General features: G+C 71.4%; 24 protein-coding genes and 1 pseudogene. 8 read left to right on the top strand and 17 right to left on the bottom strand.

The features are described 5' to 3' along the window. Positions 1-84: 84 nt before the first annotated feature. The 4 genes from ABZS71_RS26920 to ABZS71_RS26905 form a co-directional block, all read right to left on the bottom strand. Positions 85-435, bottom strand: a complete 351-nt coding sequence (locus ABZS71_RS26920) for a VOC family protein (RefSeq protein WP_356214225.1) — start codon at positions 433-435, stop codon at positions 85-87. A gap of 23 nt (positions 436-458) precedes the next feature. Beyond that, positions 459-1,268: a class I SAM-dependent methyltransferase gene (locus tag ABZS71_RS26915; protein WP_356214223.1), complete on the bottom strand. Its 810-nt coding sequence runs from the start codon at positions 1,266-1,268 to the stop codon at positions 459-461. A 142-nt stretch (positions 1,269-1,410) separates the two neighbouring features. Beyond that, positions 1,411-1,782, bottom strand: coding sequence for a CBS domain-containing protein (locus tag ABZS71_RS26910; RefSeq protein WP_355843172.1), 372 nt, complete (start codon positions 1,780-1,782; stop codon positions 1,411-1,413). Between the two features lie 56 nt (positions 1,783-1,838). Beyond that, on the bottom strand, positions 1,839-2,222 hold the full coding sequence (locus ABZS71_RS26905) for a DUF2795 domain-containing protein (RefSeq protein ID WP_356214221.1): 384 nt from the start codon (positions 2,220-2,222) through the stop codon (positions 1,839-1,841). A gap of 247 nt (positions 2,223-2,469) precedes the next feature. Between ABZS71_RS26905 and ABZS71_RS26900 the strand changes: the two genes are divergently transcribed. Together ABZS71_RS26900 and ABZS71_RS26895 are read left to right on the top strand one after the other, a co-directional pair. Next, on the top strand, positions 2,470-2,826 hold the full coding sequence (locus ABZS71_RS26900) for a phage holin family protein (protein ID WP_356214219.1): 357 nt from the start codon (positions 2,470-2,472) through the stop codon (positions 2,824-2,826). Positions 2,827-2,832: 6 nt separating this feature from the next. Next, complete coding sequence (locus ABZS71_RS26895; protein WP_356214217.1) at positions 2,833-3,408, top strand: TIGR03086 family metal-binding protein; 576 nt, start codon at positions 2,833-2,835, stop codon at positions 3,406-3,408. 200 nt (positions 3,409-3,608) lie between these two features. On the opposite strand, the gene ABZS71_RS26890 is transcribed toward ABZS71_RS26895, so the two are convergent. The 4 genes from ABZS71_RS26890 to ABZS71_RS26875 form a co-directional block, all read right to left on the bottom strand. Next, positions 3,609-5,708, bottom strand: coding sequence for a catalase (locus ABZS71_RS26890; RefSeq protein ID WP_356214215.1), 2,100 nt, complete (start codon positions 5,706-5,708; stop codon positions 3,609-3,611). Beyond that, a complete protein-coding gene (locus ABZS71_RS26885) occupies positions 5,705-6,265 on the bottom strand; it encodes a type 1 glutamine amidotransferase domain-containing protein (RefSeq protein ID WP_355843238.1) in 561 nt (186 codons plus the stop codon). Before ABZS71_RS26885 ends, ABZS71_RS26890 begins: the two co-directional genes overlap by 4 nt. 108 nt (positions 6,266-6,373) lie before the next feature. After that, on the bottom strand, positions 6,374-8,188 hold the full coding sequence (locus ABZS71_RS26880; RefSeq protein WP_355843157.1) for a thiamine pyrophosphate-requiring protein: 1,815 nt from the start codon (positions 8,186-8,188) through the stop codon (positions 6,374-6,376). A 33-nt stretch (positions 8,189-8,221) separates the two neighbouring features. Further along, positions 8,222-9,187, bottom strand: coding sequence for a TIGR03557 family F420-dependent LLM class oxidoreductase (locus ABZS71_RS26875; protein WP_356214213.1), 966 nt, complete (start codon positions 9,185-9,187; stop codon positions 8,222-8,224). A 226-nt stretch (positions 9,188-9,413) separates the two neighbouring features. On the opposite strand from ABZS71_RS26875, the pseudogene ABZS71_RS26870 reads away from it, so the two are divergent. Continuing rightward, positions 9,414-9,806, top strand: a pseudogene (locus ABZS71_RS26870) (sigma factor); the annotation flags it as partial. 72 nt (positions 9,807-9,878) lie between these two features. On the opposite strand, the gene ABZS71_RS26865 reads toward ABZS71_RS26870, so the two are convergent. Beyond that, a complete protein-coding gene (locus ABZS71_RS26865) occupies positions 9,879-11,024 on the bottom strand; it encodes a PAS domain-containing protein (protein ID WP_356214211.1) in 1,146 nt (381 codons plus the stop codon). A 215-nt stretch (positions 11,025-11,239) separates the two neighbouring features. Here ABZS71_RS26865 and ABZS71_RS26860 point away from each other — a divergent pair, with 215 nt between their 5' ends. The 5 genes from ABZS71_RS26860 to ABZS71_RS26840 all read left to right on the top strand — a co-directional run bounded on the left by ABZS71_RS26860 (position 11,240) and on the right by ABZS71_RS26840 (position 16,712). Beyond that, complete coding sequence (locus tag ABZS71_RS26860) at positions 11,240-11,977, top strand: GAF and ANTAR domain-containing protein (RefSeq protein WP_356214209.1); 738 nt, start codon at positions 11,240-11,242, stop codon at positions 11,975-11,977. 89 nt (positions 11,978-12,066) lie between these two features. After that, positions 12,067-13,287 carry an aminotransferase class I/II-fold pyridoxal phosphate-dependent enzyme gene (locus ABZS71_RS26855; protein ID WP_355843145.1) on the top strand — a complete coding sequence of 407 codons (1,221 nt, stop codon included), beginning with the start codon at positions 12,067-12,069 and terminating at the stop codon, positions 13,285-13,287. Between the two features lie 88 nt (positions 13,288-13,375). Then, complete coding sequence (locus ABZS71_RS26850; protein WP_356214207.1) at positions 13,376-14,473, top strand: MBL fold metallo-hydrolase; 1,098 nt, start codon at positions 13,376-13,378, stop codon at positions 14,471-14,473. 83 nt (positions 14,474-14,556) lie between these two features. Then, entirely contained in the window at positions 14,557-15,618 is a 1,062-nt protein-coding gene (locus ABZS71_RS26845) for a right-handed parallel beta-helix repeat-containing protein (protein ID WP_356214205.1), read from the top strand. An 11-nt stretch (positions 15,619-15,629) separates the two neighbouring features. Beyond that, a complete protein-coding gene (locus tag ABZS71_RS26840; RefSeq protein ID WP_356214203.1) occupies positions 15,630-16,712 on the top strand; it encodes a methyltransferase in 1,083 nt (360 codons plus the stop codon). A 114-nt stretch (positions 16,713-16,826) separates the two neighbouring features. Here the strand turns inward: ABZS71_RS26840 and ABZS71_RS26835 are convergent, their stop codons facing one another. From ABZS71_RS26835 to ABZS71_RS26800, 8 genes are all read right to left on the bottom strand, one after another. Beyond that, a complete protein-coding gene (locus ABZS71_RS26835) occupies positions 16,827-17,543 on the bottom strand; it encodes a class F sortase (RefSeq protein WP_356214201.1) in 717 nt (238 codons plus the stop codon). 94 nt (positions 17,544-17,637) lie between these two features. Then, complete coding sequence (locus tag ABZS71_RS26830; protein WP_356214199.1) at positions 17,638-18,171, bottom strand: hypothetical protein; 534 nt, start codon at positions 18,169-18,171, stop codon at positions 17,638-17,640. Positions 18,172-18,521: 350 nt separating this feature from the next. Beyond that, entirely contained in the window at positions 18,522-18,851 is a 330-nt protein-coding gene (locus ABZS71_RS26825; protein ID WP_355843127.1) for a TcmI family type II polyketide cyclase, read from the bottom strand. Positions 18,852-18,853: 2 nt separating this feature from the next. Then, on the bottom strand, positions 18,854-19,318 hold the full coding sequence (locus tag ABZS71_RS26820; protein ID WP_356214197.1) for an SRPBCC family protein: 465 nt from the start codon (positions 19,316-19,318) through the stop codon (positions 18,854-18,856). A gap of 1 nt (position 19,319) precedes the next feature. Further along, positions 19,320-19,577, bottom strand: coding sequence for an acyl carrier protein (locus ABZS71_RS26815; protein WP_355843121.1), 258 nt, complete (start codon positions 19,575-19,577; stop codon positions 19,320-19,322). Next, on the bottom strand, positions 19,577-20,854 hold the full coding sequence (locus ABZS71_RS26810; RefSeq protein WP_356214195.1) for a ketosynthase chain-length factor: 1,278 nt from the start codon (positions 20,852-20,854) through the stop codon (positions 19,577-19,579). Before ABZS71_RS26810 ends, ABZS71_RS26815 begins: the two co-directional genes overlap by 1 nt. Further along, the gene (locus ABZS71_RS26805) at positions 20,851-22,113 is read right to left on the bottom strand and encodes a beta-ketoacyl-[acyl-carrier-protein] synthase family protein (RefSeq protein ID WP_355843114.1); all 1,263 of its coding nucleotides are present in this window, start codon (positions 22,111-22,113) and stop codon (positions 20,851-20,853) included. The genes ABZS71_RS26810 and ABZS71_RS26805 overlap by 4 nt, the downstream gene beginning before the upstream one ends. Then, positions 22,110-22,517 carry a cupin domain-containing protein gene (locus ABZS71_RS26800; protein ID WP_356214193.1) on the bottom strand — a complete coding sequence of 136 codons (408 nt, stop codon included), beginning with the start codon at positions 22,515-22,517 and terminating at the stop codon, positions 22,110-22,112. The genes ABZS71_RS26805 and ABZS71_RS26800 overlap by 4 nt, the downstream gene beginning before the upstream one ends. Between the last annotated feature and the right edge of the window lie 48 nt (positions 22,518-22,565).

The following is a 22,565-nucleotide window of genomic DNA, read 5'->3' as shown; positions in this document are numbered from 1 at the left end:
AACGCGGGCAACCAGTGCATCCAAAACCGTTCGGGATGCGCGCAGTGCCTGGCAGTGGGTCCAAGACTCACTCCTGCTCACTGATTAGGAACGGTTCCGGTCGACGTACTCGAAGATCGAGCCGTCGGGATGGCGCGCCACCAGCATCCGGCCCACGGGGGCGGGCAGCGGACCGGCGACGATCTGCCCGCCGACCGCCGTCAGATCGGCGATCGCCTCGTCCACGTCCTTCACCGCGATCGTCGCCGTGATCTTACGGAGAACCGACAGCTCCGACTCCGGGCCGCTCATCAGAAAGAAGCAGCCGACCGCCGCGACCGAGACGCCGCCGCGCTCAAAGCGGACCGCCTCGGCGCCGGTCAGTCGTTCGTAGACGGTGATCGCCGAGTCCAGATCGTCGACGCACACCCGCAGTGAAGTCCCCAGAATGTCCATGCGGGCGAGCCTAGTTGAACTGCTCAGACGCGGCAGAGGATCTCGCCGTGCAGGACGGCGAACCATCCGTCCTCCCGCTCGCCCCACTCCCGCCACGCCTCCGCGACGGCGCGCAGCTCGTCCTCGGTGGCATGGCCGCCGTCCACCGCCAGCCGGGCGTACGACGAGGCGACCGTGCGGTCCGCCCACAGACCGCTCCACCATGCCCGCTCCTCGGGGGTGGCGTAGCACCACGCCGTGGCGGTCGAGGTGATGTCGGTGAACCCCGCCTCGCGGGCCCAGGAGCGCAGCCGGCGTCCGGCGTCCGGCTCACCGCCGTTGGCCCGCGCGACCCGGCGGTACAGATCGAGCCAGCCGTCCAGCCCGGGGACGGACGGATACCAGGTCATGGCGGCGTAGTCGCTGTCGCGCACGGCCACGATGCCGCCCGGCCCGCACACCCGGCGCATCTCGCGCAGCGCCCCGACCGGGTCGCCGACGTGCTGCAGCACCTGATGGGCGTGGACCACGCAGAAGGAGTCGTCCGGATAGTCCAGATCGTGGACGTCGGCGACCGCGAAGCGGACGTTGGTCAGCCCGCGCCCCTCCGCGAACGACCGGGCCTGCTCCAGCACAGTGCCCTCGGCGTCGACGCCCGTGACCTGACCCTCGGGGACGAGCGCGGCCAGGTCCGCGGTGATCGTGCCGGGGCCGCAGCCGATGTCCAGGATCCGCATATGGGGCCCCAGCTGCCCGGTCAGATAGGCCGCGGAGTTCTCCGCCGTGCGCCAGGTGTGCGAGCGCAGCACCGACTCATGGTGTCCGTGGGTGTAGACGGCGGCGTCCTTCGGCATGGCGGCACTCCTCTTCGAGTCGACCGGCGATCGGAGTGGCTCCACCGTACGCGGGTATCCCGCATTGTGAGAGTAGCGTCTCACCATGCGAGCGGAGGGGTGGTGAGAGAAGGTCTCTCACCACCCCTCGCACCCGACTCATTCAGGTCGGCGCCGTGACGTCCCCCAGGCTGACGATGCCCAGTGGACGCCCCGCCTCGACGACCGGCAGCCGCCGCACACCATGCTGCCGCATCAGCGCGACCGCCTCGGCCACCTCCTCATCCGGCCCGATGGTCACCGGGTCCGCGGTGCACACGGCATGGCAGCTGACCGCCAGGGGATCGACACCTTCGGCGACCGCGCGCAGCGTGATGTCACGATCCGTGAGCACACCGAGCAAGTCCCCGTCGAGGGCCACGATCACATCGCCGATGTCCTGCGCACGCATCAGCTGGGCGGCTTCGACCAGCGAGGCGTCGGGGCGGACCGAGATCACGGCCCGGGTCATGACGTCCTTCACATATCGCGGCATGTTCTGCTCGCCTTCTTCGGGTGGGGTGCTGCCCGCAGTACCCGTGGCGAGCGGTCTTACGCACCAGGCTGCAGGCCGAGCGCCGAGACCACCTCCTGCACCGTGTGGAACGTCCGGTCCCCCGGCAGCTCCTCGGCCAGGTCGATCAGCTGGTCCGGCGCGTGCCGCTCACTCAGAGTGCGCACGATGGTGTCGCGCTCCGCCGGGAACGTCGTACGCCCCAGATGGCGGGCGAACTCGAACCGAAACGCCTCCGCTTCGCCGCCCCCTCCGCGCGCGGGCACCGGCCCCGCCATGACCTCGGGGTCGTCGTCGGCGGCGGGCTCCGGGTCGTGCCACTCCTCGACACGAGTCGGGTGGCCTGAGCGGATCAGCCCCTGCAGCTCGTGCTTCATCTCATCGTCCCTGCGGACACTCAGCCGGTCGCTGCCTCGCTGCATGTCGGTCCCCTTCCTAGCGGGTCCGGTCTTTCGTCCCCTTTGCGTACCCGCCACGGCGGCATCAAACCCGATGTTTGACCTCCCTCCGATCGGGGACCCAAGGTGTGGCCGAGCGGCCCGTAGGGAGTGAGGAGCGGCGTCGGAGGCGGGAAATCAGGGGCCCGCGCCCGACGCCGTACCCCCGCGCGTGTGCCGGCGGTGCCCGTGTCCCGTGTTAGCGGCGGCAGGGCACGGGTACCCGGCGCCCATGACTGACAAATCCGCGTATCCGAGGCCGTCGGCGGGAGACCTGGCCGGACCGGTCGCACAGGCCGTCCGCGAGGAGGTCCGCGAAGAGCTGCGCGAGATGTCCCTGCGGCGCAGCGTCCGCCTCTACGGCGGCGCGGCCGCGATCGCGCTCTACGCGGGCGGTGCCCTCACCGCGTGTCTGGTGCTCCTGTTCGCCCTGGCGATGCCGGCGTGGGCGGCGGCACTGATCGTGTTCGCGATCCTGATGGTGGCCGCGGCGGTCCTCAGGAACTCCGCGTCCCCGCACGCCCGCTCCGCCCCTTCCGCGCCCGCGGCACCCCCGCCGCCGCCTACCGAACCCCCTCACACAGGGTGATGGACCATGGCTGAGAATCCGCTGCTGGCCAGATATGGCGAGGCCCTCGATCTGTTCACCGAACGCGTACACGCGATCGGGCCCGACCAGTGGGACGACCCGACGCCCTGCACCGAGTGGACCGTACGCGACCTGGTGAACCACCTCACCGTCGAGCAGATGTGGGTGCCGCCGCTCGTCCACGAGAGCTCCGGCGCCGCCGACCACGGCGACGCCCTCGAAGGCGACCTGCTGGGCGACGACCCCGTCGCCACCTGGGACGCGGCGGCGGCCGCCGCCCGTGCCGCCTTTCGTGAGCCGGGTGCGCTCGAACGCACGGTCACCCTCTCGTACGGGGAGAGCCCCGCCACGGAATACTGCGCCCAGATGACGGCCGACGCGGCCGTCCACGCGTGGGATCTGTCGCGGGCCATCGGCGCCGATGAGCGCCTCCCGAAGCCGCTGGTCGACTTCTCGGTGCGTGAGGTCGCCCCGTACGCGGCGGATCTGGAGGAGAGCGGTCTCTTCGCCGCGCCGGCGGAGGCGCCGGCCGGTGCGGATGCCCAGACCAAGCTGCTGGCTCTGCTGGGCCGCGCGCCGTAGGGGTTCTCCTCGATCGGTTCTCGGCTGCGGGTCGTGGGCGCCTGCGGTGCGGCGGGAGAGTTGAGCGCCACGGTGGCTGGGTGCCCGCGAGCGTCGGCCCCGGCACGCCCGTCGGGCCTGTCTGTCATCGCCGGACGGGCCGGACAACGGGAGGAAGGGCGGGGCCGGAGGCCCCGCCCTTCCCGGCCCTCACCCTCGGCTCAGCACCGCACCACCGGCCGCCCCCAATGCCGATGCGCCGCTATGGCCTCCGTGAACGCCTGCGTGAACTCCTCGCTCGTCGAGCCCGTCGTCGTATCCGTGACCACCCCGTGGTCCGCGCACACATGACCGTGCTCCGACGCGATCCGCAGACCCTCCGGCCGCACCGACGCCAGCACCCCGACCCCCGACCCCAGCGCACCGATGGGCTTGCCGTGCAGGTACGCGTCGCGGATGAACCGCATCGCCGTGGGGTCGGACGCCAGGTCCGGCGTACCGGCCGGGCCGCCCGGCAGCAGGACGGCGTCGTAGAGCACCGAGGCGACCGTCGGCAGGGCGCGGTCCACCGGGTAGCCGTTGCCGTCGCTGCCGCTGACCTTGCCATCGTGCTTGGCGAGGACCTCGACCACGGCGCCCTGGGCGCTGAGCGCCTCCCGGGCCTGGGTCAGCTGGTCGGTGTCCACGCCGTCCGTGACCAGCACCGCGATCGTGCGGGTGCGGATCGACTCGCCGCGGAGGTTCTCCAGGCTGAGGGCGGGGGAGGAGGCCTGCTTGTGGTTGGCGCCGGGCGGGGCGGGGTTCGCGACCCCGATGCCCTCGGCCACCGCTGTCGCCAGGCCGTAGTCGATGTGCCCGAGCTCGTCCACCGTCCGCTCGCGGACCTTCATCGCGGTGACCTTGCCCAGCTCGAAGCGGAAGGCGTCCACGATGTGCTGCCGCTCCCAGTCGCTCATGCTGTTCCAGAACAGCGCCGCCTGGCTGTAGAAGTCCTTGAAGCTCTCGCTGCGCTTGCGGATCTTGTGGCCGTCGACCCGCTCGGCGTAGTGGGTGAAGGCGTAGCCGTCCGGCCCCGCGAGGGCCGGGCAGCCGCCGCCGAGCGAGTTGGGGGAGTAGTTCGTCCCGGTGTGGATCGCGGTCTGGTGGTAGCCGTCGCGCTGGTTGGTACGGACCGGCGCGATCGGCCTGTTGACCGGGATCTGGGCGAAGTTGGGACCGCCGAGCCGGATCAGCTGGGTGTCCAGATACGAGAAGTTGCGGGCCTGGAGCAGCGGATCGTTGGTGAAGTCGATGCCGGGGACCACATTGGCGGTGTGGAAGGCGACCTGTTCGGTCTCCGCGAAGAAGTTGTCCGGGGTGCGGTTCAGGACCATCCGGCCGATCGGCCGCACCGGCACCTGCTCCTCCGGAATGATCTTCGTGGCGTCGAGCAGGTCGAAGTCGAAGTTGAACTCGTCCTCCTCCGGGACCAGCTGGACCCCCAGCTCGTACTCCGGATACTCGCCCGCCTCGATCGCGTTCCACAGATCGCGCCGGTTGAAGTCCGGGTCCCGGCCCGCGCACTCCTGTGCCTCGTCCCACACGAGCGAGTGCACACCGAGCTTCGGCTTCCAGTGGAATTTGACGAAGGTGCCCTTTCCGTTCGCGTCCACGAAGCGGAAGGTGTGGACCCCGAACCCCTGCATCATCCGGAAGCTGCGCGGAATCGCCCGGTCCGACATCAGCCACATCATCATGTGCAGGGTCTCGGGCTGGAGCGAGACGAAGTCCCACAGGGTGTCGTGCGCGGAGGCGCCCGTCGGTATGTCGTTGTGCGGCTCGGGCTTGAGCGCGTGCACGAAGTCGGGGAACTTGATGCCGTCCTGGATGAAGAAGACCGGCATGTTGTTGCCGACCAGGTCGTAGTTGCCCTCCGAGGTGTAGAACTTCGTGGCGAAGCCCCGGACGTCCCGCACGGTGTCCGCCGAGCCGCGCGGCCCCTGCACGGTCGAGAACCGTACGAAGACCGGGGTGCGCACGGACGGATCCTGGAGGAAGGCGGCCTTGGTGAACTCGGCGCAGGACTCATACGGCTCGAAGTATCCGTACGCGCCCGCGCCGCGCGCGTGCACCACCCGCTCCGGGATGCGCTCATGGTCGAAGTGCGTCATCTTCTCGCGGAAGTGGAAGTCTTCCATCAGGGTGGGGCCGCGCTCGCCCACCGTGAGTGAGTCGTCGGTGTGGTCGACCGCCACCCCCTGGTCGGTGGTCAGCGGGCCCTCGCACGGGTCGGGGGCCAGGTGCTCCTCGCGCTGCCGCTGCTTGCGATCCGGATCCGTCATCGCGCCGCTCCCTTTGTCCCCGTCGCCTTGGTGAACACGTCCACGATCGCCTCGTTGAACGCCTTGAGGTCGGCCGGCTTGCGGCTGGTGATCAGGGTGTTGGGGCCGCCCTCGCAGATCCTGACCTGCTCGTCCACCCAGACACCCCCCGCGTTGGTGATGTCGGTGCGCAGGCTGGGCCAGGAGGTGAGGGTGCGGCCGCGTACGACATCGGCCTCCACCAGGGTCCAGGGGGCGTGACAGATGGCGGCCACTGGTTTGCCCGCGTCGAAGAAGCCCTTGGCGAAGGCGACGGCCCGCTTGTCGAGCCGCAGGAGGTCGGGGTTGGCGACCCCGCCGGGGAGGGCGAGCCCGTCGTACTCCTCGACCGTCGCGTCCTTCACCACCTGGTCGACCTCGAAGGTGTCGGCCTTGTCGAGATGGTGGAACGCCTGGACCCGGCCGGATTTGGTGGACACCAGACGGGGCGTGCCGCCGGCGTCGCGGACCGCCTGCCACGGATCGGTGAGTTCGACCTGCTCAATGCCTTCCGGGGCGACGAGAAAGGCGATCTTCATGCTGCTCACGACCTTCCGGTGTTGTCCGACATCTGGCGTCATTCCAGCCATCCGGGAGGCGGGTAGCCAGCAGAATGAGGACGAAACCGCAGTCGCCACCTCCTGTGATCAGCCGCGCTGGGCGCGGGACGACCGGTGCGACCGGTGCGGCAGGAGCTCCTGCACCTTCGCCTTCAGCCCTTGCCGCACCATGCCCGCCCGGTCCGGGTCGCCCATGACGATGGCCTCGAGCGTGGACTCCATCTGCTCCCAGGTGGCGTGTGGCGGGATCGGCGGTACGGAAGGGTCGGTCAGGAACTCCACGACCGCCGGGCCCTCCGCGCTCAGCGCCTCGCGCCACGCCTGTTCGACATGCTCGGGCCGCTCCACCCGGATGCCGGTCATGCCGAGCGATTCCGCGAACCGCGCGTAGGAGACATCGGGGATCCCCTGCGAGGGCGGAAACTGCGGCGCGCCGCCCATCGCCCGCATCTCCCAGGTCACCTGGTTGAGGTCCTGGTTGTTCCAGACGCCGATCACCAGCCGCGGATTCTCCCAGGCATGGCGGTACTTGGCCGCCGTGATCAGCTCCGACATCCCGTTCATCTGCATCGCGCCGTCCCCGACCAGCGCCACCACGGGCCGCTCCGGCCGGCCGAACTTGGCGCCGATGGCGTAAGGGACCCCGCAGCCCATCGTGGCCAGCGTGCCCGACAGCGAGGCGCGCATCCGGCCGCGCATCCGCAGATGGCGGGCGTACCAGTTGGCGACGGAGCCGGAGTCGCAGGTGATGATGGCGTCGTCGGGCAGCAGCGGGTCCAGGCAGTGGGCCACGTACTCGGGGTTGATGGGGTCGGCGGACAGCTCGGCGCGCCGCTTCATCACCTCGCGCCACCGCTGGACGCTCGCGATGATCTCCTCCTGCCAGTCGCGGTCCTCCTTGCGGTGCAGCAGCGGCAGCAGCCGCAGCAGCGTCTCGCGCGCGTCGCCGACCAGATTGACCTCGTAGGGGTAGCGCAGCCCGATCATGTGCGGATCGAGATCGATCTGTACCGCCCGTGCCTTGCCGTACTCGGGCAGGAATTGCGTGTACGGGAAGCTGGAACCGATCGTCAGCAGCGTGTCGCAGTCCCGCATCAGCTCATACGAGGGGCGGGTGCCCAGCAGCCCGATCGCCCCGGTGACATACGGCAGTTCATCGCTCAGGACGTCCAGCCCGAGCAGCGCCTTGGCGACGCCCGCGCCCAGGGTCTCGGCGACCCGCTGGACCTCGCCGCGCGCCCCGGCGGCGCCCTGGCCGACCAGGATGGCGACCCGCTCGCCCGCGTTGAGCACCTCCGCGGCCCGCTCCAGCGCACCGGAGGACGGCACCGCAGACCAGCCGCTGCGGTCCAGGCTGGAGGGGACCATCTTGAACTCATGGGTGGGCGGGGAGTACTCGAGATCCTGGACGTCCGCCGGGATGATCACGGCGGTGGGGGCGCGGCGGGCGTAGGCGGTGCGGATGGCCCGGTCCAGGACGTTCGGCAGCTGCTCGGGGACGGTCACCGTCTCCAGGAAGTCGGAGGCGACGTCCTTGAAGAGGCTGTGCAGATCCACCTCCTGCTGGTACGAGCCGCCCATCGCGCTGCGGTGGGTCTGGCCGACCAGGGCCACCACCGGGACATGGTCCAGCTTGGCGTCGTAGAGGCCGTTCAGCAGATGGATCGCACCGGGGCCGGAGGTCGCCGCGCACACCCCGAGGCGGCCGCTGAACTTGGCGTAGCCGACCGCCTCCAAGGCGGCCATCTCCTCGTGCCGGGACTGGATGAACCGCGGTTCGTTCTCGGCCCGTCCCCAGGCCGCGAGCAGCCCGTTGATCCCGTCGCCGGGGTAGCCGTAGACATGCTCGACGCCCCACTCGCTCAACCGGGCGAGGACGTAGTCGGCCACAGTCATGGTCATGTGCGTCCCTTCTTGGGGGCGGGGCCGCTCGGCTCAGCCGGCCAGCTGCGGAAGCACCTTGCTGCGGTAGAAGTCGAAGAAGCCGCGCTGGTCCGGGCCGATCTGGTTGACGTAGACGGTGTCGAATCCGGCCTCGGCGTACGCGGCGAGCGCGCGGATATGCGCGTCGGCGTCCGGGCCGCAGATCACCCGCTGAGCCACCCGCTCGGGGGTGACCAGCTCGCAGGCCTGCTCGAAGTGGGCGGGGGTGGGCAGCAACGACAACAGCTGGCCCGGCAGCGCCTCGCTCGCCCACAGCCGGTGGGCGGTGCGCAGCGCCTCGTCGGCGTCCGGGCCCCAGCACACCTTCAGGCCCCCGCGGACGGGTTTGGAGTTGCCGCCCGCGCCGCTGCCGCGCCGGAAGCGCGCCACCAGCTCCGCGTCGGGGACCATCGTGATGAAGCCGTCGCCGACCCGCCCGGCCAGCGCGGCGGCGGCCGACCCGAACGCCGCGATGTCGATGGGCACCGGATCCTCCGGCACCGTGTACAGGCGCGCGTTCTCCACCGTGTAGTGCTTGCCGTGGTGGCTGACCTTGCGTCCCCCGAACAGCTGGCGCATCACCGCGATGGCCTCCTCCAGCATCTCCAGCCGGATCGCCGGCGGCGGCCAGCGGTCGCCCAGCACATGCTCGTTGAGCGCCTCGCCGCTGCCCACCCCCAGCCGGAACCGGCCCTCCAGCAGTACGGCGCTGGTGGCGACGGCCTGGGCGACGATGGCGGGGTGGATCCGCCTGATGGGGCAGGTCACCGCGGTCTGGATGGGCAGGCTCGTCGCCTGCGCGAGCGCGCCGATCACCGACCAGACGAAGGAGCTCTGGCCCTGCGCCTCGTTCCAGGGGTGGTAGTGGTCGGAGATCCACAGTGCCGTGAAACCGGCCTGCTCCGCCATCCGTGCCTGCTCGACGAGTGCCGCGGGCTCGTGTTCTTCGGCCATCAGGAAATAGCCGTACTCGGTCATAAGGCCCTCCTCGAGCGCGGGGTGCCGATGCGACGGGTAACCGGCGCGCGGGCAAGGAAACCTTGTTTGGAAGGGCCAGGAGCGGGCACGCGACCCGTGTGCTTCAGACCGCACGCACGCCACGGGAGCAGCTCGGCTACTGGAGGCGTGCCGCGGAAGGCACCCGATTCATCCCGGATTGCTTCCTGTGGTGACATCGACCACAGCCCGAGGGAGACATCGGCGCATGACGTCCGTACGAGCACATCCCGGGCAGCGGAAGCATCCGCACGACGACGCCCCCGACACCTCCGCCGCATTCCGCCGGATCGCCGCCATGCCGGACGGCCCGCCGAGGGAGGCGCTGCGACAGGAGGTCGTATGCGCCTGGATGCCGATGGCCGAGCGGCTCGCTTGGCACTTCCGCGACCGCGGTGAGGCATCCGAGGGCCCGCGGCAGGTCGCCATGCTGGGCCTGGTCAAGACGGTCAAACGCTATGACCCCGACCGCGGCCCGGCCTTCGAGAGCTTCGCCGTCCCGACCGTGGTCGGCGAGGTCAAGCGGCACTTCCGCGACCATATGTGGGGTCTGCACGTCCCGCGCCGGGTCCAGGAGCTGCGCAACCAGGCGCGTACCGCGGCCCGCCTGGGCGAACAGGTCAACGGGGAAGCGGCCTGAACCGGGCGCGGTGGTCGCGCCACGCGACGCCGCTCAGGCTCCGGGGGCGGGCGCGTCGGGGGCCGGGGCGCTGGGCACAGCCGACGGCATGGTGAGGGCTATGTGGCGGCAGAAGCGATCCGCCGCGCCCGCCTCCGCCATTTCGAAGGGGTTGCGCCCGCCCGTACGGAAGAGCGTGAGCGCACCGCGGACCGGGGCCGTCGGGGAGGTCCGCAGGGGTATGCACAGCAGCGAGGTGACCTCTTCGCGCACCAGCACGGGCGCGCCCGCCGCGTCCCGGCCGAAGGCGTCCGCGTCGGGCGGGCTCACCCGCAACGAGGAGACGCCTTCGCGCAGCGCGTCCACCACCAGGGGGCAGTCGGCCGGGTCCTGCGCGGCCAGGGACACCGTACGGTCGCCGACGGCGCCCGCCGGGCCGAGCGCCACCACCCGGCGCGGGGCGCCGGCGGCATCGCCGGACGGGGCCAGATCGGCGATCACCCAGTCCGCGAAGCGGCCGGCCAGAACCTCCGCCGCCCGCACCAGGACGGCCTCCGGGCCGGCGCCGGCGAGGGCGGCCCCGAGCAGCGCCGTCGCCATGTCGTCGACGAGGTCCAGCAGTTCGGCGTGTCGCGTCACCTCGGCCAGATCCGGCCCCGACCGCGGCCGCCACGCCCCGGCCGCCCCGCCCGCCGCGTGGCCCGTCACCGGCTGGAACGCCGCCAGCACCGCCGGCTGCGGTTCGCCCGGCGGCCGCAGCGCGGCCAGGGTCACCCGCACCTCGCCGTCGGTCGTCGGCTGGGAGAGCCGCACCGTCAGACTGCGGTCGCCCTCGCCGCGCGCGACCGCGGCGACCTGCGAGCGCAGCGCGGCCTGTCCGTCACGGCGCAGCGACGAGGCGAGGGGCCGTCCGGTGGCGTATCCGGCAGGGGTGTTGAACAGCTGCGTGGCGGCGAAGTTCATCCGCCGTACGGCGGACTCACGGTCCATCAGTACGACGGCGATCGGCATCCGCTGGAACAGCGCCCGCAGCAGCTGCTGCTCATGGGGGTCGGCCCGGCCCCCGCCCGGGATCCGCGATGCCGCGGCCAGCTCCTCGTACCGCGGCCACAGCACGTCCACCACATGCTGAAGCTCGAAAAGAGCGGCGTCCAGTACGGACAGCCGCTCCTGCGAGGGCAGAGCCCGCGCGGTTCTCAATTCGTCAACCCGTCTGCGGAAATCTGTGAGCTCCGCACCAAACTCCTGCGCCCCGGACATGGGCACACGGTAGCCTGACCGGCCGTGGCGGACCGCCTGGGTGTTGTTTTCCGCGCAAAGCCGGGGGAAGCCGGAAATGAGGGTCCCGCGCGGGGGCGGGGCCGGACCGGGGCCGGAGCGCCCGCCACCTCGCAGCGAAAGGACCGGACTCGGCGATGCCGGACCGCACGCACAGCCGCCCCACCACGACCTGCCAGACCGACGCCCCCTTTCTCGGCCGCGGGCTGGCCGACCTCGCGGAGCAGGCCGTCTCGTGCACCCCCGACAGCTGCGGGGCCACCGCCACCGCCGTCCTCGCATCGGACGCGGGCGGCTGCGGGGACGGCGACCGGACGACCGCGGCCACCCACCCCGATCTGTCCGCGCTGGTGTCGGTGCAGCTGAGGTCGGGCGAGGGCCCGATCCTCGCGGCGCTGGACACCGGCCGCCCGGCGGGCGCCGACGATCTGCTGTACGACCGGCGCTGGCCGCGGTTCCGGGCCAGTGCGCTGGACGCCGGCGTACGGTCCAGCGCCACCCTGCCCTTCGCCTGCGACGGGCTCACCGTGACCATCTCCGTCTACGGGCTGCGCCCCGGCTCCCTGGAGAAGGCGGCTCAGGGCACCACCGAGCTGCTCGGTGATCTGACCACCGAGAGCCTGGCCCGGGACCGGCTCTACCGCGCCGCCCTCGTCCAGGTCGATCAGCTGGACGCGGCGCTGCGCGCCCGCCCGGTCGTCGACCAGGCGTGCGGCATCGTCATGTACGTGCTGGGCTGCGACGCCGACCACGCCTTCGATCTGCTGCGCCGGCTGTCCCAGCGGACCAACCGCAAGCTCACGGAGCTCGCCGGGAATGTGGTGCGCACCCGTGGCCGCGGTCTGGAGAAAGACCTCATCGAGCTGGGCCGCTGAGCCCGGGGCCCGCCCGTGTCGCCCTGCCGCCGCATCCCCCGATCTGCGAAGGTGGACAGGTCAGCACAGACAGGCGGAGGTGTGGACGAATGCAGCGGCAGTGGACCGCCCCGGCTCCGGCGGATCGGGACGACGGCGGCCTGCCGGTCCTCCCGGAGCTGGCCGAGCGCTTCACCGGGGCGGCCGGCCGCACCGCGCCGGAGCCGGTCGGCGGGTCCGTGGAGCTGCGCTCGGCCGCGTGCGGCTACTGGTCGCGACGCGGGCTGTGGACCGATCCGGCGCATGTCGTGGTCGCGCCCGGCGCCGAGCCGCTGCTGCTCGCGCTGCTCGCCTCGGCCTACGGCGGCGATGTGCTGCTGCCCCGGCCCTGCGCCGCCTGGTACCCGCCGCTGGTGCGGCTGGTCGACCGGCGGGCCTACCACGCGCCCGTACCGGCCGAGTGCGGCGGGCTGCCCGATCCGTTCGCGCTGCTGGAGACCGTGCGCAGGATCCGCGCCGAGGACGGGCTCCCCAGGCTGCTGCTGCTGGCGGTGGCCGACGATCCGACGGGCACCGTGGCCCCGCCCGAGCTGCTGCACGAGGTGTGCGAGGCGGCCGTGGCCGAGGGGCTGCTGATCGTGAGCGACGAGACCTGGCGGGACACGGTCCACCATCCGCATGGCACGGTGCTGCTCAGCCCCGCCGAGATGTCCCCCGAGGACGTCATCGTGCTCTCCGATCTCGCGGGTGCGTTCACCCCGGCCGGCTGGCCCGCCGCGATCGCCCGGTTCCCGGCCACCGAGCGCGGGTCCGAACTGCGGGGGCGGGTGCTGTCCCTGCTCACCGCCGTACGCTCCACCCTTCCGGCTCCCGTCGCGGCGGCCGCCACGTACGCGCTCGGCGAGCCCGGGCCGGTCCGCGCGCGGATGACCGCCGCGGCCCGGGCGCACGGTGCCGTGGCCGCCGCGGCCTATCGCGCGCTGACCGCGGTCGGGGCGCTGTGCCGTCCGCCGCAGGCCGGCCGTCATCTCTACGCCGACCTCGACGAGCTGCGCGGGGTGCTCGCCGCCCGCGGTATCACCGACTCGGTGGAGCTGGAGCGCGAGCTGACCCGGCGGCTGGGCTCCTCCGTGGCCGGGGGCCATCGCTTCGGCGACCCCCCGCACACCCTGCGGGTGCGGCTGACGACCCTGCCGCTGCTCGGGGCCGACGACGAGGCGCGGCTGGGCGCCCTCGGCGCACCCGATCCGCTGGAACTGCCGCATGTGGCGATGGCGCTGGCCGCCTTCGAGGCGGACTTCCGCGAGCTGATCGAGGCCGGTCCGGGCTGACCGGGCCGGCCGGGCGACCGCCCGCACGCCGTCCAGAGCCGAGGGCCGCCGCCGAAGGGCCGGCCCGGACCGGAAGGGAGCCCACGCCATGACCGACCAGGCAGACCAGGCCGACCGGGCCGACCGGGCCGAGCCGGCGGGGCCCGCCGGGCGGCCCCGTCCCGAGCCCGGCGCTCCGGTCCGGACCCGGCTCGGCCCGGCGACCCCCGAGCTCGCCGCCCCGCGTCCGCTCGGCGAGCTCCGCACCTGGCCCCGGTCGTTCGTCCACCGGCTCACCTCACCGCTGCCGGGCGTACGGGCGATCGCCCGGCTGGCCCGGGAAGGGCGGCTGCGGCCGCCGGTCGAGACGCTCCGAGAGATCCCCGAACTCCCCTTCGCCCCGGGTCCGCTCCCGCTGACCGGCCCCGGCCAGACGGCGCTCACCTGGGCGGGGCACGCGAGTTGGGTGATGCGGATCGGCGGGCTGACCGTGCTCACCGACCCGGTCTGGGCCCGTAAGCTCCTCGGCACCCCGGCCCGGGTCACCCCGGTCGGGGTCCGCTGGGAGGATCTGCCGCCGGTCGACGCGGTGGTCATCAGCCACAACCACTACGACCACCTCGACGCGGCCACGATCAATCGGCTGCCCCGGGACACGCCGCTGTTCGTCCCCGCCGGGCTGGCCACCTGGTTCCGGGTGCGCCGGTTCATCCAGGTGACCGAGCTCGACTGGTGGGAGGCGGCCGAACTGCCCGGCGAGGGCGGCCCCGTCCGCTTCGACTTCGTCCCCGCGCACCACTGGAGCAAGCGCACCCTGACCGACACCTGCCGCTCGCTGTGGGGGGGCTGGGTCCTCACCGCGCCCGACGGGCAGCGCGTCTACTTCGCGGGGGACACCGGCTACGGCCACTGGTTCCAGGAGATCGGCCGCCGCTATCCGGGGATCGATCTGGCGCTGCTGCCCATCGGCGCGTACGACCCGCGCTGGATGCTCCGTCCGGTGCACACCGATCCGGAGGAGGCCGTACGGGCGTTCGGGGACCTGGGGGCGCGGGCGCTGGTCCCCATGCACTGGTCGACGTTTCTGCTCTCCGCCGAGCCTCCGCTGGAGCCGCTGCACCGGGTCCGCGCTGCCTGGGAGGCCACGGGCCGTCCCCGCGAGGCGCTGTGGGATCTGCCGGTCGGGGGCTCACGGGTGCTCGAATAGCGTGCGTCCGGGGGAATGTGACGTAAAGGTGCTTACCGGAACATAAGTGGCGAGTGGTGCGGAGGGCACCTAGCTTCCTGTTCATGCGTACACGAAAACTTCGCTATGCGGCGGGCCTCACGGCCGCCCTTGTCATCGAACTCGGCTCCCTCCCCGCCGCCCACGCCGCCGCGGCCCGGCACATCGTCCAGCCCGGCCAGTCGATCCAGGCCGCCGTGGACGCCGCACGGCCCGGGGACACCATCGAGATCCGGCCCGGTACCTACCGGCAGAACGTCGAGATCACCACCGACCGGCTGACCCTGCGCGGTGCGGGCCGGAACACCGTGCTCAGCCCGGCCGCGCGTCCCTCGGCCAACGCCTGCGGCGCGGCCGGCCACGGCCTGTGCGTCACCGGTACGGCCCAACACCCCGTCACGGATGTCCGGATCCGCTCCCTGACGGTCGCCGGCTTCCCCAAGAACGGCATCTGGGGCTCCGGCACCGACCGGATGGACGTACGCAAGGTCGTCGCCGAGAAGAACGGCCAGCAGGGCATCGGCCAGCAGCTGTCCACCCGCGGCGTCTTCCTCTCCAACGTCTCGCGCGGCAACAAGGAGTCGGGCATCTTCCTCGCCAACACCGTCGACAGCGAGGGCGGGGCCACCGACACCATGGGCACCGAGGTCGCCGACAACCAGCTGACCGGGAACCGGATCGGGGTCGTGGTCCGGCGGCTGCGGAACCTCACCATCGAGCAGAACACCGCCACCGGCAACTGCGGCGGTGTGTTCATCGTGGGCGACGAGTCCACCCCGCGCGCCGGTGACCTGACCGTACGGCACAACGCCGTCCACGAGAACAACGCGTACTGCGCGCCCAACGCCCGGCTGCCCTTCATCCAGGGCGCCGGCATCGTGCTCACGGGCGCCGAGGGCACCCGGGTGACCGGCAACCAGGTGCACAACAACGTGGGCACCTCGCCCATGTCCGGCGGGATCGTGCTGTTCAGCAGCGTCGTCGGCACCCCGAACGCCAAGAACGCCATCAGCCGGAACGTGCTGAGCGGCAACAAGCCGGCCGATCTGGCCGACCGGGACAAGGGTCCCGCCAACACCTTCACCAACAACGTCTGCGAGCTGTCCGTGCCCACGGGCCGGTGCTGAAAGGCGACGCCATGACGACCATAGGGACCACCCCTCCCACCACCACACCCGCCGCCGCCCCGGCCCCCGCCCACCGCACGGCCCCGACGCAAGCGGCCATGCAGCTGCGCGAGGTCGCCTTCGGTGCCGCGCGGGCCGCCGCCTTGCGGGCCGCCGCCCGGCTCGGCGTCGCCGACGCGCTGGGGGAGCGGCCCGCCTCCCTCGGCGAACTGGCCTCCGCCGTGGACGCCGAGCCCGATCCGCTGCGCCGGCTGCTGCGCGCCCTGGCCTGCTGCGGGATCTTCACCGAGACCGACGACGGCCGCTTCACGCACACCGCCATGTCCCGGCTGCTGCGCGAGGACGCCCCGGGCAGCCTCCGGAACATCTGCCTGTGGTGCACCGAGCCCTGGACCTGGGAGGCCTGGCCCCGGCTGGACCGGGCGGTGCGCTCCGGCGGCGTCATCTTCAACGACATCTTCGGCAAGGACTTCTTCCGCTATCTCCACGAGGACGCGCCCGAGTCGGCCGAGGTGTTCGACCGGGCGATGACCACCTCCAGCCGGCAGTCCGCCGCGGACGTCGCCGACTTCCTCGACCTCGACGGCATCAAGGAGGTCGTGGACATCGGCGGCGGCCAGGGCCATGTGCTCGCCAGCCTGCTGGAGAAGCATCCGGCGCTGCGCGGTACGCTCCTCGACCTTCCGCAGGTGGTGGCGAACGCCGATCCGCGGCTGCGGGACGGCGGGCCGCTGGCCTCGCGCGCCACGCTGCTGCCCGGCGATTGCCGCCAGGAGATCCCCGTCCAGGCCGATCTCCACATCATCAAGAACATCCTCGAATGGAACGACGAGAGCACCCGACGGACGCTCGCCAACGTGGTCGCGGCGGCGCGGCCCGGCGCGCGGGTGGTGGTCATCGAGAACCTCGTGGACCACAGCCCCTCCCACTTCACCACGGCGATGGACCTGTTCCTGCTGCTCAACGTGGGCGGCCGCAAGCACACCACCGACAGCATGGTCGCGCGGATGACCGAGGCCGGGCTGAACGTCACGGACATCCGCCCGGTCAACGGCTATCTGCACGCGTTCGACTCCACGGTGCCCGGCGCCTAGCCGCCCTGGCCCGCCGTGGCCACACATACGGTGCCCGCGTCGTCCTCACGACGCGGGCACCGTGCTTGCTGTCCCGTATGCGAATCAGGCCAATTGCGGTCAGGCGGTATGCGATCAGGCCCAGCGGAACGAGGTGAGGTGCGCGAATGCCACCACATTGGCCGTGTAGTCCCTGGCCGCGTGGTCGTACGCACCGCCGCAGGTGATCAGGCGCAACTGGGCGTCGGCGGTGTCCCCGTACACCTCCTGGTCCGGGAAGGCGTTCTTCTTGAAGGTCTGCACCCTGTCGACGAGGAAGGTCGCGATGATGCCGTCCTCGCGGGTGATGCTGACCTTGCCCCCGGGCTTCAGGGAGCTGAGCGTGTAGAACACCGCCGGTCCGATCTTGGTGTCCACATGCCCCGCCACGACGGCGTTGCCGCGCTCGCCGGGCGAGGCGCCGCCCCGGTACCAGCCGACCAGGTTGTTGTCGGTGTCGGGCGGCGGGACCAGCATGCCCGTGGCGTCGAGTGACAGCTCGGTGAACGGCGCGCTCACCCCGATCGAGGGGATGTCCAGATGCGTCGCGGGGGAGCGCGGCAGCGCGGGTCCGGGCCGGGACTCGGGGGTGGCCGTCGGATCCAGGGACTCGGCCGGCGGCTCCTCCGCCGTCTCCGGCTCCTCGTACGCGGACGCGGACGCGGTGGCCGTGGCCGTGGGCGTTGCCACCGCCGGCGAGGACTGGGAGGACGCGTCAACGGAGTTGTAGATCAGGAAGACTCCGATGAGGGCCGACGCCGCGGCCCACCGGAGAGTGCGGGTGTTGCTGTCTGCCCCGCCCTGCTTGCGCATAGGGGTCCGCCTTTCTCACAGCGCCCGAGGCGCTGCCGTGGCACCTCCGCCGAGCGGTGGTGCCACGGCAGCACGGGATTCAGAAGCGTCAGGCTCAGATCGCGGTGCCCGAGGGCTTACGACGACGCAGGGCGTAGGCGCCGGCACCCAGGCCACCGAGGAGCAGGACCGAACCGGCGGCCATGCCGCTGCCCGTGGTGGCCATGCCGCCGCCACCGGTGTGGACACCGCCGCGCGGCTTCTCGCCCTTCCACGAGCCGCCGTCCCAGTCGCCCTTCTTCTCGCCGGACCAGCCGTGGTCCTCCTTTTCGCCCTTCTCGGACCAGTCGTGGTGCTCCTTGCCCTTCTCGGACCAGTCGCCCTCGTCCTTGCCCTCGTGCTCGTCCTTGCGCTCGTGCTCTTCCTTGCCTTCTTCCTCGCCCTTGTGCTCCCGCTCCTTGTCCTTGTCCTTGTCCTTCCACGAGCTGCTGCCCTGACCGTAGCCGTCCTCGGAGGACTCCTGGCTGCTCGAGTACCCACCGTGGCCGCCCGGGTCCGAGACGTCGGCGGCGAACGCGGCAGCAGGGGCGCCCAGGGACAGGGTGGCGGCAATCGCCGCCCCGGTGAAGAGTGCGCGAGTAGATCGCATGAGTCATTCCTTCCGGCGCCTGCCGCGATACTGACTATTTGCCAGATAAAGGGATCGCGGCGGCGTCTTGTCCACCGTCAGCGAAGAGTGACTCACCTGCCACTTGGCGCGGCCTACAATCTGGCCGGTTGTAAGCCCTCTGGGTGTAGATAAGCGCAATGATCACTCATTCGCCGCGCGAATGGTCTGATGCCCGTTCACCTTCTCGGCAGACGTGGCCTCGATCAGCTCGGAAAGGCGCGAATATCCAGGCATACGAAAGGGCCGCCGACCCGATACGAACGCGGTCAGCGGCCCTGCGGCGGGGGCGGAGGCGGCAAATGAACGGCCCAGGCCCTCCTGGGACGGACTCAGCTCCGGTCCCGCTCCCAGCGGTAGAACTCGTGCGCCATGGCGTCCTTCGGCTCCCGCCATGTCTTCGGGTCGTACGCCTCGACATATGCGGTGAGCCGCTCGCTGATGGCGCGGAATTCCGGATGGCCGGCCATCCGCGCGACCTCGGGTCCCGGCGGCCGGTCGGCCTCGATCAGATGCAGATACACATCGCCGAACTGGAACAGACTGCGGCCGGTCACTCCGATGAGACGCGGTAGTTCACCGCGGTCCGATTCCTCGAAGACGGAAGCGATATCCGGGGCCGAGCCTTCCTTCATCCGGGCGACGATCAGAGAGCGGTACATGACTACGCCCTGACCCGCGCGCGGGCGCGCTGCTCGATCTTGTCCCGGATGAGCTCCATCTGGATCTTCGAATTGCGGTTGATGTGCTCCGTCATCCCGGCGTCGTCCACCGGGGCGTCGGGCTTCATCTCGAAGTCCTGGGTCCAGCGCATCCGGGTGCCCTCGGGCTCCTCGTCGTACTCCCAGCGGATGTTCATGAAGGCGAACGGGCCCGTCTCGACCCGGCGCGCCCACACGGTCCGCACATCGCGGGCCGTCTCCCGCTCGGAAACCCAGCTCCAGATCTTCCCGTTCTCATCGGGGTGCATGGTCAGCCGGAAGGTGGTGGTGTCCCCGGTCCGCTGCAGCACCTCGACCGACGCGTACTCGCTGAACAGCTGCGGCCAGTTCTCCAGGTCGTTGGTCATGTCCCAGACAAGGTCCAAGGGCGCTGCGATCACGATCTCGTTGTCGGTGTGGCCGGCCATGTCATGCTCCCGTGGTCAGTGAGGTGTTGATGACATCGAGGAAGTCGCCAGGGGTCTTGCAGCTCTCGGCACCCGGCTCGATGGGGGTGCCGTACCGGTTCTCCAGTTCGCCGACGATGGCGAGCAGACCGAGCGAGTCCAGGCCGTACTCCTCGAAGGTGGAGTCGGGCCGGGTCTGCATCGTGTCCGGATCGACGGTGAGACCGGCACAGCGCTTCATGAGCGAGGCCAGCTCGCTGTAGGACAGTTGACTGGGCATCACATATCTCCTTCCGGGCCGCGGAGCACGAGCGCCGCGTTGCAACCCATGAGCCCTCGGCTCAGCACCAGCGCGGTCCGCAGCTGGGTGGGGCGGGAACTGCGGGTGACGAGGTCGAGGTCATGGCATACGTCGGTGACGTACGGGGTGGGCGGTACGACGTGGTGTTCCATGGCGAGCACCGCGGCCCCCACGTCCAGGACCGGAGCCGCGCAGTACGCCCGGCCGAAGCCGGTCTTGGGGGCGGTCACCGGGACCCGGGTGCCGTGCGCGCCCAGCGCGTCGGCGATCGCGAGCGCCTCGGCGAGGTCCGCATCGGGCCTGCCGACGGCGTCCGCGAACACCACGTCGATCTCCTCCGGCGCGCAGCCCGCATCGTCGAGGGCTGCGCGGATGGCGTGGGCGAGCCCGTCCCGGGACCGCTCCCAGCCGGACGAACCGGAGAAGGTCGAGCCATGGCCGAGGACGCGGCCGCGGATCCGCGCGCCGCGGCGCAGGGCGGCGCTCTCCTCCTCGACCATCAGCATGGCCCCGCCCTCGCCCGGGGCGAAGCCACAGGCGTCGGTGGTGAACGGCAGATAGGCCCGGCCCGGTTCCCGGGCCAGGCTCATCTCCTGGTAACCGAGCTGACAGACGATCGAGTACGGCGCGAGCGGCGCCTCGGCGGCGCCCACGACGATCGCGTCCGCCCCGTGCCGGATGGACCGGCAGGCGTGCGCGATCGCGTCCAGCCCGCCCGCCTCGTCGTTGGCCAGCACCCCGCAGGGGCCCTTGAACCCGCCGCGGATGGAGATCTGGCCGGTGCTGGCCGCGTAGAACCAGGCGATGGACTGGTACGGGCCCACATACCGCGGCCCCTTGCCCCACAGGTGCTGCAGCTCGCGCTGGCCGAACTCGCCGCCCCCGGAACCGGCGGCGGTCACCACGCCCACCGCGAACGGCGACATGTCCTTCGTGGGCAGTCGGGCGTCCTCCAGTGCCAGATCGGCCGCCGCCATCGCGAAGTGCGTGAAGCGGTCGGTCTGGACGAGGTAGCGCTCCTCGACCATCGACCCCGGTTCGAAGCCGCGGACCTGGCCCGCGACCCGCAGCGGGAAGTCGTCGCAGCCCTCGCGGGAGAGCTGGTCGAGAAAGCTGATCCCTTCCCGTACGGCCTTCCAGAAGGCGTCCGTGCCCACGCCGTTCGGCGCCACGATCCCCAGGCCGGTGATCGCGGCGCCCCGCCGGGGGTGCTTGTTCTTCTGCCTGCTCGCCGGCCGGCTCACCGATGCGTTCATGACGCACCTCCGTGGCTGAGGACCACGGCCGACTGGAAGCCGCCGAACCCGCTGCCGACCGAGAGCACATGGCGCAGCGGCAGGGAGCGGGCGGTGCGCGGCACATAGTCCAGATCGCACTCGGGGTCCGGGTTCTCGTAGTTGGCGGTCGGTGGCACCACACCATGGGAGAGGGCCAGGGTGCAGGCCACGATCTCGATCGCCCCGATGGCGCCCAGGGAGTGCCCCACCATGGACTTGATCGAGCTCATCGGCGTGCGGTACGCGTGCTCGCCGAGCGAGCGCTTGACCGCCGCCGTCTCGTGCCGGTCGTTCTGCTGGGTGCCGGAGCCATGCGCGTTGACGTAGTCGATCTCGGAGCTGTCGATGCGCGCATGGCCCAGCGCGTGGTCGATGGCCTCGGACATCTCCAGGCCCTCCCGGGTCAGACCGGTCATGTGGTACGCGTTGCCGAAGGTGGCGAACCCCTTGATCTCGCAGTAGATCCGGGCCCCTCGGGCGCGCGCGTGCTCCAGCTCCTCCAGGACGAGCACGGCGGCGCCCTCGCCCAGGACGAAGCCGTCGCGGCGGGCGTCGAACGGCCGCGACGCGTGCGCCGGGTCGTCGTTGTTCGCCGAGGTCGCCTTGATCGCGTCGAAACAGGCCACGGTGATCGGGGAGATCGGCGAGTCCGCCGCCCCCGCGATGCACACATCGGCGCGGTTCTCCTCGATCGTCTGGAAGCCGTAGCCGATCGCGTCCAGACCCGAGGTGCAGCCCGTCGAGACGGTCTGCACCGGGCCCTGGGCGCCGATCAGCTCCGCGACGCCGGAGGCCAGCGCGCTGGGCGAGAACGCACGATGCAGATGCGGACCGGCCCGCCGGTGGTCCACATCCCAGTTCTCGCCCTTGTTGCTGACCGCGACATAGTCGTTCTCCAGCCGGGTGGTGCCGCCGACCGCGGTGCCGAGCGACACCGCGGTCCGCCAGGTGGCCTCCGGCCCCGGATCGAGACCCGCGTCCCGTACGGCCTCCTTGGAGGCCGTCAGAGCGAACTGCACATACCGGTCGGAGCGTTCCACCTGCTCCGCCGTCAGCCCGCAGGCCACCGGGTCGAAGTCGACCTCGGCGGCGATCCGCGAGCGGAACCCCGCCGGGTCGAAGAGCGTGATCGCGCGCGTCGCCGTGCGCCCGGCAGTGAGCATGTCCCAGAAGGCCGGAACGCCCACGCCCCCCGGTGCGACCACGCCGAGCCCGGTGATCGCCACCCGTCGCGTCACGATGACGCCTCGGCCGGCTCGGTGGCCTCCGTGTCCACATGCCCAAGCTCGGGACGCGGGGCCAGCGGTCCCAGATGGAAGACCATCCGGGCCTCGGTGTCCCCCACGTTACGGAAACGATGGCGCAAGTCGCGGGGGATGAGGAGGCCCTGGTCGGGACGGAGCGCATGCGCGGTCCCGTCCAGATCCACCTCCAGATCGCCGCACACGACGAACACGAACTCCTCGGAGTACGGGTGGTAGTGCTCACCGATGCGCTCGCCGGGCCGCATGATGGCCAGGCCCATGAAGCCGCTCGTGGCGCCCACCGTGCTGGGGGTCAGCATGGCGCGCAGGTCGCCACCGCGTCGGCGGTTGGGAGCGACTCCGGCGAGGTCGACGATGTGGGGGAACTGCGTGGTCATGATCGGTGCCTCCGGACTGGGGACGTAAGGGACGTGGGAGAAGGCAAA

Origin of the sequence: Streptomyces sp. NPDC005393 (genome assembly GCF_040606675.1) — a bacterium.
Classification (GTDB): domain Bacteria; phylum Actinomycetota; class Actinomycetes; order Streptomycetales; family Streptomycetaceae; genus Streptomyces.
This window is presented reverse-complemented; position numbering and strand designations above follow the sequence as displayed.